Here is a 13655-nt window from a genome sequence, read left to right on the forward strand (position 1 = left end):
GGCCAGACGCTTTAGCGTCAGACCTGTCAGAGACCCCGGCCCTGTGCCGGGGTTTCTGTCTCTGCGTTATCCTCCTTTTATAGAGGGCGAACATTCAAATGGATTGGCACCCCCACATTACCGTGGCGACTATCGTTGAAATTCAAGGCCGGTTTTTGTTGGTCGAGGAATTCAAGGGCGGTCGAAACGTACTCAACCAGCCCGCAGGGCATCTTGATCCCAACGAAACCTTGCGCCAGGCCGCCGTGCGCGAAACCCTGGAGGAAACCGGCTGGGACGTCGAACTGACCGGTGTCGTCGGCATCTATCTGTACACCGCGCCCAGCAACGGTGTGACCTATCAGCGCATCTGCTTCGCCGCCAAGCCGGTGCTGCATCACTTGGAACGCCTGCTGGACACCGGCATCGTCCGGGCCCTTTGGCTTAGCCGCGATGAGCTGTTTTCTCAGCCCGAGAACTGGCGCAGTGAATTGGTCATGCGCTGCATCGACGACTACCTCGCCGGACCGCTTCATGACCTGGAGCTCATACGTGATTGATCACCGATTTAGCCTTGGCGCCGACAGCCTGTTAGAATCGCGTCCTTTTTACAGACACACATCGAATCCCTATGCGTGATCAAGCCCTGCACGATCCAGCAAAGACGCGCGTTATCGTCGGCATGTCCGGCGGCGTCGACTCTTCCGTTTCTGCCGTTCTGCTGATTGAGCAGGGGTATCAAGTGGAAGGCCTGTTCATGAAGAACTGGGAAGAAGACGACGGAACCGACTATTGCACCGCCCGGGAAGACCTCGCGGACGCCCAGGCTGTTTGCGACAAAATCGGCATCAAGCTGCACACCGCCAACTTTGCCGTCGAATATTGGGACAACGTGTTCGAGCACTTCCTCGCCGAGTACAAAGCCGGGCGTACGCCTAACCCGGACATCCTGTGCAACCGCGAAATCAAGTTCAAGGCCTTTCTCGACTACGCCTTGATGCTCGGTGCTGACATGATTGCCACCGGACACTACGTCCGCCGCCGCGACGTAGACGGCCGTACCGAGCTGCTTAAAGGCCTGGACGCAAATAAAGACCAGAGCTATTTCCTGCATGCCGTGGGCGGCGAACAGATCGCCAAGACTCTGTTCCCGGTCGGCGAACTGGAAAAGCCAGCCGTGCGTGCCATTGCCGAAAAACACGAGTTGGCGACAGCCAAGAAGAAAGATTCCACCGGCATTTGTTTTATTGGTGAGCGTCGTTTCAGTGATTTCCTCAAGCAGTACCTGCCTGCCCAACCGGGGGATATCAAAACCACTGAAGGTGAAGTCATCGGCCGCCACCACGGCTTGATGTACCACACCATCGGCCAGCGCCAGGGACTTGGTATCGGCGGCTTGAAAGATGCCAGCGATGACCCGTGGTACGTGCTGGTCAAGGATCTGGAAAACAACGAATTGATCGTTGGCCAAGGCAATGACCACCCTTGGTTGTTCTCCCAAGCCCTGGTGGCGTCCGATATTTACTGGGTCAACCCAATCGATCTGAGCAGCCCCCGGCAGTTGACCGCTAAAGTGCGTTATCGCCAAAGCGACCAGCAATGCACTTTGGAGCAGACCTTGGTGGGTTACCGCGTCACCTTCAATGAACCTCAGCGCGCCGTGACACCCGGTCAGTCCGTGGTGTTTTACGACGGCGAAATCTGCCTCGGCGGCGGCGTCATCGAAGTCGCCGAGCCGTGGCACAGCAAGGACAAGCGCTGATGACTCCAACGCAAGAACAATTGGTCGCTTTGGGCGGTGTATTCCAGGCAGCCGTGTTGGTCGATAAAATTGCCAAGACCGGTCAGGTCAGTGAGGCGGCGCTGGGCTGCATGCTGGGCAGCCTGTTGGTCATGGACCCCAAAGACACGATGGAAGTCTACGGCGGCGATGATTTGAACCTGCGCGAAGGGTATCGCTCGCTGGTAAGTGCGCTGGAACGCGACCCTACGGCGTTGCAACGCGAACCTCTGCGTTATGCCCTGTCGATGCTTGGTCTGGAGCGCAAGCTGGCCAAGCGCGACGACCTGCTCGAAGTCATTGGTAAACGCATACCCCAGATCAAATCCCAGGTTGAGCATTTCGGCCCGGTTCATGACAACGTGATTGCCGCCAGCGGTGCGCTGTACCAAGACACCCTGAGTACGTTGCGCCAACGGATTCAGGTTCACGGTGACATGCGTAATTTGCAGCAACCGAACAACGCGTCGAAAATCCGTGCCTTGTTGTTGGCCGGCATTCGCTCCGCACGGTTGTGGCGACAGTTGGGCGGTCATCGCTGGCAGTTGGTGGTTAGCCGCCGCAAATTATTGAAAGAGCTTTATCCGATGTTGCGCGGCTGAATCATTCATTTGTAACGTCGCCACTGCTACTCATTGCGCGCCCTACGCTGGTCAGACCGAAACGGACTGACCCGCTTTTCATGTATGATACGCGCCCCATTTCGTCGCCCGACTGCCCGAGAACACCCCATGCAGCTTTCTTCGCTCACTGCGGTTTCCCCTGTTGATGGCCGCTACGCCGGCAAAACCCAGGCCCTGCGCCCGATTTTCAGCGAATACGGTCTGATCCGCTTCCGCGTCATGGTCGAAGTCCGCTGGCTCCAGCGCTTGGCCGCTCACCCACAAGTGGCTGAAGTTCCGGCATTTTCGGCCGAAGCGAATGCGATCCTCAACACCTTGGCCGAGGAGTTTTCCCTGGTCCACGCTGAGCGTGTCAAAGAGATTGAGCGCACGACCAATCACGACGTGAAAGCCATTGAGTACCTGCTCAAGGAACAAGCGGCCAAGCTGCCTGAACTGGCCAATGTGAGTGAGTTCATCCATTTCGCCTGCACCAGCGAGGACATCAACAACCTGTCCCACGCATTGATGCTGCGCGAAGGCCGCGATAACGTGCTGTTGCCGTTGATGCATGAAATCGCAGGATCCATCCGTGAACTGGCGATCCGCTTCGCCAATGTGCCAATGCTGTCACGCACCCACGGTCAACCGGCCTCCCCGACTACGCTGGGCAAAGAACTGGCAAACGTGGTGTACCGCTTGGAGCGCCAAATCGCTCAAATCGTTGCGGTCCCACTGCTGGGCAAGATCAACGGCGCCGTCGGCAACTACAATGCCCACCTCTCTGCCTATCCGGACATCGACTGGGAAGAGAATGCCCGCGCCTTCATCGAAGATGAACTGGGCCTGGGCTTCAACCCGTACACCACGCAAATCGAACCTCACGATTACATCGCCGAGCTGTTTGATGCGATTGCGCGCTTCAATACCATCCTGATCGACTTTGACCGCGACATCTGGGGCTACATTTCCCTAGGCTATTTCAAGCAACGCACCATCGCTGGCGAAATTGGTTCGTCGACCATGCCACACAAGGTCAACCCGATCGACTTCGAAAACTCCGAAGGCAATCTGGGTATCGCCAACGCGCTGTTCCAGCACCTGGCCAGCAAGTTGCCCATTTCACGCTGGCAGCGCGACCTGACGGACTCTACCGTCCTGCGCAACCTGGGCGTGGGCTTCGCACACAGCATCATCGCCTACGAAGCCAGCCTCAAAGGCATCAGCAAACTGGAACTCAACGCTGCGAAAATCGCGGCGGACCTGGATGCATGCTGGGAAGTGTTGGCCGAGCCGATCCAAACGGTCATGCGTCGCTACAACATCGAAAACCCGTATGAAAAACTAAAAGAATTGACGCGCGGCAAGGGCATCAGCCCCGAAGCACTTCAAACTTTTATCGACGGTTTGGAAATGCCCGCCGAAGCCAAAGCTGAGCTGAAAAAGCTTACCCCGGCCAATTACATCGGCAGCGCAGTGACCCAAGCTACACGGATCTGATACGCAACAAAAATTTGCACGCCCGGCTGTGCCGGGCGTTTTTATTTCAAGGGCTTACACATGAATCCTGATATTCCTCTTCAACTTCTGGGCGGCATCAGCGCTCGCGTCTTTCTGCGCGACTACTGGCAGAAAAAACCACTGCTGATCCGCCAGGCTCTTCCGGATTTCCAAAGTCCGATAGACCCGGACGAACTGGCTGGCCTGGCCTTGGAAGAAGAAGTTGAGTCGCGCCTGATCATCGAAAACGGCGAACGCCCTTGGGAAATGCGCCGTGGTCCGTTTGCTGAAGATGAATTCAGCAAATTGCCTGAGCGTGACTGGACCCTGCTGGTACAAGCGGTGGATCAGTTCGTACCCGACGTCGCCGAACTTCTGGAAAACTTCCGTTTCTTGCCGAGCTGGCGCATCGACGACGTGATGATCAGCTTCGCCGCCCCCGGTGGCAGCGTTGGCCCGCATTTCGATAATTACGATGTGTTTCTGCTTCAAGGTCACGGCCAGCGCAACTGGAAAATCGGCCAAATGTGCGATTCCGACAGCCCGCTGCTGGATCATGCCGACCTGCGCATTCTCAAGGACTTCCATGCCACCGACGAGTGGGTACTGGAACCTGGCGACATGCTTTATCTGCCACCCCGTCTGGCCCATTGTGGGGTAGCCGTTGATGACTGCCTAACCTACTCCGTCGGTTTCCGCGCACCTAGCGCCGCCGAAGTGCTGACTCACTTTACCGATTTCTTGAGCCAGTTCCTGCCGGATGAAGACCGTTACTCCGACGCCGATGCGCAGCCGGTCAGCGACCCGCATCAAATTCAGCACGACGCCCTTGACCGCCTCAAAAGCTTGCTGGCTGAGCACATGAGTGACGAGCGCCTGTTGCTGACCTGGTTCGGCCAGTTCATGACCGAGCCACGCTATCCTGAAATGGTGGTCGGTCCAGAACTGGAGGAAGACGACCTGTTCAGCAGCCTGGAGCAAGGTGCCGTGCTGATTCGTAACCCAAGCGCGCGCTTGGCATGGTCCGAGGTTGATGACGACCTGCTACTGTTTGCCAGCGGCCAAAGCCGTTTGTTGCCAGGTCATTTGCGCGACTTCCTGAAGTTGATCTGCGCCGCTGACGCCTTACACACAGAAAACCTCGGCCCATGGTTGGCTGATGAATATGGACGCAACCTGCTCTGCGAGCTGGTTAAACAAGGAAGTCTGGGGTTTGCTGATGAATAAAATCCACGTACGTGTCGCCGATTGGCAGAAAGATAACGCCGACATACGGCGCATTCGGGAAGCCGTGTTCATCGCCGAGCAATGCGTGCCGCCTGAATTGGAATGGGATGCCGAAGACGCCAGTGCTGTTCATTTTCTGGCGTATGAAGGTGATTTCCCGATTGGTACAGCCCGCTTGTTGCCCGACGGCGAAGTGGGTCGCTTGTCGGTGCTCAAGGACTGGCGCGGCCTGAAAGTCGGCGACGCACTGATGGAAGCCGTCATCGGCGAAGCGGAACACCGCGGACTGAAACAGCAAAAGTTGATCGCACAGGTACAGGCCACGCCCTTCTACGAGCGTTTGGGTTTTACCATCGTCAGCGGCGAGTTTCTCGAAGCCGGGATTCCACACGTCGACATGCTGCGCGGCGCGTAAAGCTCTGCGAACAAACTTCACTTTATGCAACGCCCCGCGCTCTCTAGGCCGGGGCGTTTTGCTGTCTACGATTCAACTTGATCCCTCTGAGGCCGACAAACTGTCAAACTCACGCTTTAATGCGCCTATTGCGGAGACACAGACATGTTCCTACGCACCCTCTTTACGTCGCTATTGCTCGTTTGCAGTTTCAGCGCCGTGGCCGCGACAGAAGTCGTGCCGTTGAACTACCGCACCAGCGACGATTTGCTACCAGTGGCCAAGTCCTTCTTGGGCAAGGACGGCACTGTCAGCGCCTACGGCAACCAACTGATTGTCAACGCTGAGCCCGGCAAGATCGAAGAGTTGCGCACGCTGCTGGGACAGCTGGACAAGGCACCCAAGCGCTTATTGATCAGCGTCGACACCAGCGACAACACTGTTCAAGACAGCCAAGGCGCCAATCAGACTCGGATCATCAACCGCGGCACGGGCAGCCGGGACGGTGGCGTGCAGCAGGTCCAGGCCAGCGAAGGCATGCCTGCACTGATTCAAGTCGGCCAATCCGTGCCGCTGACCACTACACGCACCGACTCCAATGGCTATGCGCAAAGTGATACTCAGTACCGCAACGTGACCCAGGGTTTTTACGTCACCGCCAGCCTGACCGGCGACACCGTACACCTGAGCATCAGCACCAATCACGACCGGATGAGCCAAGAACACCCTGATGTAGTGAATGTTCAAAGCACCGACACAACCGTCACCGGACGTTTGGGAGAGTGGATAACCCTCGCCGGTGTCAGCGAACAGTCGCAAGCCAATCAACAAGGTTTAGTCCAGCGCTATAGTACCCAGGGCCGTAGCGACATGAGCTTGCGGGTCAAAGTTGACGCTCTTGATTGAGCACAAAACCTGATCCCCGAAAATTGACCGACTGGTCGCATCAACGCAAATATGTAGTGCTTTTAAAAAAGCACTACAAAACATTTGACGAGTCAAATCTGGCGAGGCATGATTGCCCCGCTCCCGCTAATCAGAGGCTCTGCAACGAGCCTTCGGATCGCCGCTCTGACTTACCCAACCTGAGCCGATTCGTGTCTGTACTGCCCACAAGGCTGTTTGACGAGGTTGTGACTGAGAACGAAGTTGTCCTGAGGGACGGAAGCTTAATACGGTGAATCGGCACAGCGTTCTGGTGATCACAACAAGGCATCCACGAGCCGAATTGCGACTGTCAGTTGAGCCTTTTATACCTGTTCTCTTCCACTTCTCGAACACATCGTTCATCCGCTACAACCCCCCGGACATCGGCTTGACCGCCACGCCTCTGATTAGTGAGTAGCCCATCACGCGCCTTATGGAATAAGGCGGTATTTGGCGGAGCAAGGATTTTCCACCCAAGACTATGCGACGAGGCTTATCTCCATGGCACTGACACGCGAACAGCAAATTGCAGCCCTTGAAAAAGATTGGGCTGAAAACCCACGCTGGAAAAACGTGACGCGCAATTATTCTGCTGCTGACGTCGTCCGCCTGCGTGGTTCTGTCCAGCCTGAGCATACATTCGCCAAGCTGGGCGCCGAAAAGCTCTGGAACCTGGTCACCCAAGGTGCCCACCCGTCTTTCCGTCCTGACAAAGATTTCGTGAACTGCATGGGCGCCCTGACCGGCGGCCAAGCGGTGCAACAGGTTAAGGCCGGTATTCAGGCGATCTACCTGTCCGGCTGGCAAGTGGCTGCGGACAACAACTCCGCCGAGTCCATGTACCCTGACCAATCGCTGTACCCAGTGGATTCAGTTCCAACCGTGGTCAAGCGCATCAACAACTCGTTCCGCCGCGCTGACCAGATTCAATGGAAAGCTGGCAAGACGCCGGGCGACGAAGGTTACATCGACTACTTCGCGCCAATCGTTGCTGACGCTGAGGCCGGTTTCGGCGGCGTACTGAACGCTTACGAACTGATGAAAAGCATGATCGAAGCGGGCGCTGCTGGCGTGCACTTCGAAGACCAATTGGCTTCAGTCAAAAAATGCGGCCACATGGGCGGCAAAGTATTGGTGCCCACCCAAGAAGCCGTGCAAAAGCTGACCGCTGCTCGCTTGGCGGCTGACGTTGCTGGCGTACCGACCATCATTCTGGCCCGCACCGACGCTAACGCAGCTGACTTGCTGACTTCTGACTGCGATCCGTATGACGTGCCATTCGTGACCGGCGAACGGACTCAGGAAGGTTTCTACAAAGTACGTGCCGGCCTGGACCAAGCCATCGCTCGCGGCTTGGCTTACGCGCCGTACGCCGATCTGATCTGGTGTGAAACCGCCAAACCGGATCTGGCGGAAGCTCGTCGCTTTGCCGAAGCGATCAAAAAGGAATACCCGGATCAACTGCTGTCCTACAACTGCTCGCCTTCTTTCAACTGGAAGAAGAACCTGGACGACTCGACCATCGCCAAGTTCCAGCGCGAACTGTCGGCCATGGGCTACAAGCACCAGTTCATCACGCTGGCGGGTATTCACAACATGTGGCACAGCATGTTCAACCTGGCGCACGACTATGCCCGCAACGACATGACTGCCTACGTGAAGCTGCAAGAGCAAGAGTTCGCTGACGCCTCCAAGGGCTACACCTTTGTGGCTCACCAGCAGGAAGTCGGTACTGGCTACTTCGACGACATGACCACTGTGATTCAGGGCGGCTCTTCGTCCGTGACCGCACTGACCGGTTCGACCGAAGAAGAACAGTTCCACTAAGTCTTCTCGCACCACGCAGCACCGAAAAGCCGTCCCATCTGGGGCGGCTTTTTCGTTTCTGTCCGATAAAGGGTTTGCGACCCGCCATGGCAAGCGAACGTGTTCGCGCAGCCCGTCTGACACCTCTCCATCGGTTGTTTGCCAACAAGTTGGCTCTTACAGATGACCGGTAACATTGTTTTAAATCTAAGTTATTCGCATCAAACATCAATATGTTACGGAAACAGTCACTAAATGATATTAATTATCATTTATAAAAACCATATGTTCATTACCCTACGAAAGAATGAACGGCAGCGAAATGCCGTGCAACGCCCGTAGAGACTGGCCCCGCGCCTGCTTTGGCGAGTTTGGCGGGTTAAACGATCAATATTTTTGAGTTAGATAATTTTACTTGGAACCTGTTTACCCATAAAATCACTCGATTGATTTGCTGCGACATATCGTCACTGCTTTGTTACTCAAGCTCAGAGACCTTTGCTCTCTGTTAAGGATTACAGATGCCCGAATCGACAGGTCTGATTGCCCATAACTGGGGCTTCGCCATTTTCCTTTTGGGTGTAGTAGGCCTTTGTGCCTTCATGCTCGGTGTCTCTAGCCTTCTGGGCAGTAAAGCTTGGGGCCGCAGCAAAAACGAACCGTTCGAATCCGGCATGCTGCCCACTGGTGGCGCCCGACTGCGGCTCTCGGCAAAATTCTATCTGGTCGCGATGCTCTTCGTGATCTTCGACATCGAAGCCCTTTTTCTCTTTGCCTGGTCTGTGTCCGTCCGCGAAAGCGGCTGGACCGGATTCGTTGAAGCTCTCGTTTTCATAGCAATTCTGTTGGCAGGTCTTGTCTACTTATGGCGGGTTGGAGCACTTGATTGGGCTCCTGAAGGTCGCCGTATTCGGCAAGCGAAGCTGAAACAATGAGGCTTTGGCGATGCAATACACTCTTACAAAGATCGATCCGGATGCTCCTAACGAGGACTATCCAATCGGCAAACGAGAAATCGTTGCCGACCCGCTAGAAGATCAAGTCCACAAAAACATCTACATGGGCAAGCTCGAAGACGTGCTGAACGGTGCCGTCAACTGGGGGCGTAAAAACTCCTTGTGGCCGTATAACTTCGGCCTGTCGTGCTGCTATGTGGAAATGACCACCGCTTTCACGGCACCCCATGACATCGCACGCTTCGGCGCCGAGGTTATTCGGGCATCGCCGCGTCAGGCGGACTTCATGGTTATTGCCGGGACTTGCTTCATCAAGATGGCGCCTATCATTCAGCGTCTCTACGAGCAAATGCTCGAACCCAAGTGGGTTATCTCCATGGGCTCGTGCGCGAACTCCGGTGGCATGTACGACATCTATTCTGTAGTCCAGGGGGTGGACAAGTTCCTTCCCGTGGATGTCTACGTGCCTGGCTGCCCGCCCCGTCCAGAGGCTTTTCTGCAAGGTTTGATGCTGTTGCAGGAATCCATTGGCCAAGAGCGTCGTCCGCTTTCCTGGGTTGTCGGTGATCAAGGCGTATATCGCGCCGAGATGCCGTCGCAAAAGGAACAGCGCCGCGAACAGCGTATTCAGGTCACCAACCTGCGCAGCCCCGACGAAGTCTGATTCGGCTCTTTCTTTTATAAAAAGAGACAAGAACCCGGGTTCATTCTGTACGTTGACCGAAAGCGATCGAGACCTATGACTGCAGACACCGCTCTGTACATCCCGCCTTACAAGGCTGACGACCAAGACGTCGTCGTTGAATTGAACACCCGCTTTGGCCCAGAGACGTTTACCGTCCAGCCTACGCGCACCGGCATGCCGGTGCTGTGGGTTGACCGCGCGAAACTGGTCGAGGTGATGAAGTTCCTACGCCAGCTGCCCAAACCCTACGTCATGCTGTACGACCTGCATGGCATGGACGAACGCTTGCGCACTCACCGTCGCGGCTTGCCCGGCGCTGACTTCAGCGTGTTCTACCACCTGCTGTCGATCGAGCGTAATAGTGACGTGATGATCAAGGTCGCCTTGTCTGAGAGCGACCTCAGCCTGCCGACGATCACCGGTATCTGGCCAAACGCCAACTGGTACGAGCGTGAAGTGTGGGACATGTTCGGCATCGACTTTGCCGGCCACCCGCACCTGACTCGAATCATGATGCCGCCGACCTGGGAAGGTCACCCGCTGCGCAAAGACTTCCCGGCTCGCGCCACTGAATTCGATCCGTTCAGCCTGAACCTGGCTAAACAGCAGCTTGAAGAAGAGGCCGCACGCTTCCGCCCTGAAGACTGGGGCATGAAGCGTTCGGGCGCGAATGAGGACTACATGTTCCTTAACCTCGGCCCGAACCACCCTTCCGCTCACGGCGCATTCCGCATCATCCTGCAGTTGGACGGTGAAGAAATCGTCGACTGCGTTCCGGATGTCGGTTACCACCACCGTGGTGCCGAGAAAATGGCCGAGCGCCAGTCCTGGCACAGCTACATTCCGTACACCGACCGCATCGACTACCTGGGCGGGGTGATGAACAATCTGCCGTACGTGCTCTCGGTCGAGAAGCTGGCCGGCATCAAGGTGCCGGAAAAAGTCGACGTCATTCGCATCATGATGGTCGAGTTCTTCCGTATCACCAGCCACCTGCTGTTCCTCGGGACGTACATCCAGGACGTGGGCGCAATGACCCCGGTGTTCTTTACGTTCACCGACCGTCAACGCGCCTACACCGTGATCGAAGCCATCACCGGTTTCCGTCTGCACCCGGCCTGGTTCCGCATCGGCGGCGTCGCCCACGATTTGCCGCGCGGTTGGGAAAAGCTGGTCAAGGACTTCATCGACTGGATGCCAAAGCGTCTGGACGAGTACCAAAAAGCCGCATTGGACAACAGCATCCTGAAGGGTCGTACCGTCAACGTTGCCGCGTACAACACCAAGGAAGCGCTGGAGTGGGGCGTTACCGGCCCAAGCCTTCGCGCTACCGGCCTGGACTTCGACCTGCGTAAAGCACGTCCATATTCAGGCTACGAAAACTTCGAATTCGAAGTGCCGCTCGCGGCCAATGGCGATGCCTATGACCGTTGTATCGTGCGCGTTGAAGAGATGCGCCAAAGCATCAAAATCATCGGCCAATGCCTGCGCAACATGCCGGAAGGCCCGTACAAAGCGGATCACCCGCTGACGACGCCGCCGCCCAAAGAGCGCACCTTGCAGCACATCGAAACCTTGATCACGCACTTCCTGCAAGTTTCGTGGGGCCCGGTCATGCCGGCAAACGAAGCCTTCCAGATGATTGAAGCGACCAAGGGCATCAACAGTTATTACCTGACGAGCGACGGCGGCACCATGAGCTACCGTACCCGGATTCGCACCCCAAGCTTCCCGCACCTGCAGCAGATCCCTTCGGTGATCAAAGGCAGCATGGTCGCGGACTTGATTGCGTACCTGGGTAGTATCGATTTCGTTATGGCCGACGTGGACCGCTAAGCATGAATAGCACGCTGATCCAGACAGACCGTTTCGCCCTGAGCGAAACCGAGCGCTCGGCCATCGAGCACGAGATGCATCACTACGAAGACCCGCGCGCGGCGTCTATCGAAGCGTTGAAAATTGTTCAAAAGGAACGTGGCTGGGTGCCGGATGGCGCTATTTATGCCATCGGCGAACTCCTTGGCATTCCTGCCAGCGACGTAGAAGGCGTGGCGACGTTCTATAGCCAGATCTTCCGCCAGCCGGTCGGTCGCCACATCATTCGCGTGTGCAACAGCATGGTCTGCTTTATTGCCGGCCACGAGTCTGTGCTCAGCGAGATTCAGTCTTCGCTGGGTATCGTCCCGGGGCAAACCACGGCCGATGACCGCTTCACCTTGCTGCCTGTCTGCTGCTTGGGCAATTGCGACAAGGCCCCGGCCGTGATGGTCGATGACGATACATTTGGCAACGTGCAGCCTGGCGGTGTGGCCAAAATGTTGGAGGGTTACCTATGACCATCACTTCCTTCGGCCCCGCCAATACCATTGCGCGCGCGCCGGAAACTCACCCGCTGACTTGGCGCTTGCGCGATGACGGCGAGCCGGTGTGGTTGGACGAATACCAGCGCAAGGACGGCTATGCAGCCGCGCGCAAGGTATTGGCCGAGCTGTCGCCGGACGAGATCGTTCAAGCGGTCAAGGACTCCGGCCTCAAGGGCCGCGGCGGTGCGGGTTTCCCCACCGGCGTGAAATGGGGCCTGATGCCGAAAGACGATTCCATGAACATCCGATACTTGCTGTGCAACGCGGATGAAATGGAACCGAACACCTGGAAAGACCGGATGTTGATGGAGCAACTGCCCCATCTGCTGATTGAAGGCATGTTGATCAGCGCTCGTGCGTTGAAAGCCTATCGCGGCTACATCTTCCTGCGCGGCGAATACACCACCGCAGCGGTGCACCTGCGCCGTGCAGTGAAAGAAGCCGAAGCGGCCGGTCTGCTCGGTAAAAACATTCTGGGCACCGGTTTCGATTTCGAACTGATCGTCCACACCGGCGCCGGGCGTTACATCTGCGGCGAAGAAACCGCGCTGATCAATTCCCTGGAAGGCCGTCGCGCCAACCCACGTTCCAAGCCGCCCTTCCCGGCGGCCGTGGGTGTGTGGGGTAAGCCGACCTGCGTGAACAACGTTGAAACCCTGTGCAACGTCCCGGCCATCGTCGCCAACGGCAACGATTGGTACAAAGCCATCGCGCGTCCAGGCAGCGAAGACATGGGCACCAAGCTCATGGGCTTCTCCGGCAAGGTGAAGAACCCTGGCCTGTGGGAGCTGCCGTTCGGCTTGCCGGCTCGCGAGTTATTCGAAGATTACGCAGGCGGCATGCGCGACGGCTTCAAGCTCAAGTGCTGGCAACCAGGCGGCGCCGGTACGGGGTTCCTGCTACCTGAGCATCTGGACTGCCTGTTTTATGCCGGTGGCGTCGCCAAAGTCGGCACGCGGATGGGCACCGGTCTGGCCATGGCCGTGGATGACAAAGTCAACATGGTGTCGCTGATGCGCAACTTGGAAGAGTTCTTCTCCCAAGAGTCTTGCGGCTTCTGCACCCCATGCCGTGATGGTTTGCCATGGAGCGTAAAGATTTTGCGCGCCATCGAAAACGGCGAAGGTCAACCGGGCGATATCGAAACGCTGTTGGGGTTGGTCAACTTCCTCGGCCCTGGCAAAACCTTCTGTGCCCACGCACCGGGCGCCGTGGAACCGCTGGGCGCAGCCATTAAGTATTTCCGGTCGGAATTCGAAGCCGGTATCGCGCCAGCACGTGCGGGCAGCCTGACTCAGGTGATCAGTCCGACAGTGGTTGGCGCATAACAAGATAGAAAAGGTCGGCAGCCCATAAAGCCGCCGACCTCGTACCCGATGACGTCCTGACGGGCTGTTTGATACGGGTTGCACCGAGATTCCATTAGCCACGCCCGC

Annotated in this window: 13 protein-coding genes; all 13 read left to right on the forward strand. The window is 56.9% G+C overall.

Annotation, left to right across the window (positions count from 1 at the left end):
• The first annotated feature begins 98 nt into the window (after positions 1 to 98).
• The 13 genes from RHM59_RS08610 to nuoF all read left to right on the forward strand — a co-directional run bounded on the left by RHM59_RS08610 (position 99) and on the right by nuoF (position 13547).
• Complete coding sequence (locus tag RHM59_RS08610) at positions 99 to 539, forward strand: NUDIX hydrolase (RefSeq protein WP_322165200.1); 441 nt, start codon at positions 99 to 101, stop codon at positions 537 to 539.
• A 71-nt stretch (positions 540 to 610) separates the two neighbouring features.
• Complete coding sequence (gene mnmA, locus RHM59_RS08615) at positions 611 to 1741, forward strand: tRNA 2-thiouridine(34) synthase MnmA (RefSeq protein WP_322286414.1); 1131 nt, start codon at positions 611 to 613, stop codon at positions 1739 to 1741.
• Entirely contained in the window at positions 1741 to 2361 is a 621-nt protein-coding gene (gene hflD, locus RHM59_RS08620; protein ID WP_322165202.1) for a high frequency lysogenization protein HflD, read from the forward strand. The genes mnmA and hflD overlap by 1 nt, the downstream gene beginning before the upstream one ends.
• Before the next feature lie 129 nt (positions 2362 to 2490).
• The gene (purB, locus tag RHM59_RS08625; RefSeq protein ID WP_322286415.1) at positions 2491 to 3861 is read left to right on the forward strand and encodes an adenylosuccinate lyase; all 1371 of its coding nucleotides are present in this window, start codon (positions 2491 to 2493) and stop codon (positions 3859 to 3861) included.
• Between the two features lie 60 nt (positions 3862 to 3921).
• Entirely contained in the window at positions 3922 to 5088 is a 1167-nt protein-coding gene (locus RHM59_RS08630; protein ID WP_322165204.1) for a cupin domain-containing protein, read from the forward strand.
• Positions 5081 to 5503 (forward strand): GNAT family N-acetyltransferase, encoded by a 423-nt coding sequence (locus tag RHM59_RS08635; RefSeq protein ID WP_322165205.1) that lies wholly within the window; start codon positions 5081 to 5083, stop codon positions 5501 to 5503. Before RHM59_RS08630 ends, RHM59_RS08635 begins: the two co-directional genes overlap by 8 nt.
• Before the next feature lie 144 nt (positions 5504 to 5647).
• Complete coding sequence (locus tag RHM59_RS08640) at positions 5648 to 6388, forward strand: secretin N-terminal domain-containing protein (RefSeq protein ID WP_322165206.1); 741 nt, start codon at positions 5648 to 5650, stop codon at positions 6386 to 6388.
• 522 nt (positions 6389 to 6910) lie between these two features.
• A complete protein-coding gene (gene aceA / locus RHM59_RS08645; protein ID WP_322165207.1) occupies positions 6911 to 8236 on the forward strand; it encodes an isocitrate lyase in 1326 nt (441 codons plus the stop codon).
• Between the two features lie 500 nt (positions 8237 to 8736).
• Entirely contained in the window at positions 8737 to 9150 is a 414-nt protein-coding gene (locus RHM59_RS08650; protein ID WP_322165208.1) for an NADH-quinone oxidoreductase subunit A, read from the forward strand.
• Between the two features lie 10 nt (positions 9151 to 9160).
• Positions 9161 to 9835 carry an NADH-quinone oxidoreductase subunit B gene (locus RHM59_RS08655; protein WP_322165209.1) on the forward strand — a complete coding sequence of 225 codons (675 nt, stop codon included), beginning with the start codon at positions 9161 to 9163 and terminating at the stop codon, positions 9833 to 9835.
• A 75-nt stretch (positions 9836 to 9910) separates the two neighbouring features.
• Positions 9911 to 11692 carry an NADH-quinone oxidoreductase subunit C/D gene (nuoC, locus tag RHM59_RS08660; protein ID WP_322165210.1) on the forward strand — a complete coding sequence of 594 codons (1782 nt, stop codon included), beginning with the start codon at positions 9911 to 9913 and terminating at the stop codon, positions 11690 to 11692.
• Between the two features lie 2 nt (positions 11693 to 11694).
• Positions 11695 to 12192: an NADH-quinone oxidoreductase subunit NuoE gene (gene nuoE, locus RHM59_RS08665; protein ID WP_322165211.1), complete on the forward strand. Its 498-nt coding sequence runs from the start codon at positions 11695 to 11697 to the stop codon at positions 12190 to 12192.
• The gene (gene nuoF, locus RHM59_RS08670; protein WP_322165212.1) at positions 12189 to 13547 is read left to right on the forward strand and encodes an NADH-quinone oxidoreductase subunit NuoF; all 1359 of its coding nucleotides are present in this window, start codon (positions 12189 to 12191) and stop codon (positions 13545 to 13547) included. Before nuoE ends, nuoF begins: the two co-directional genes overlap by 4 nt.
• Positions 13548 to 13655 lie beyond the last annotated feature (108 nt).

Source organism: Pseudomonas sp. MH10 (assembly GCF_034353045.1).
GTDB lineage: Bacteria > Pseudomonadota > Gammaproteobacteria > Pseudomonadales > Pseudomonadaceae > Aquipseudomonas.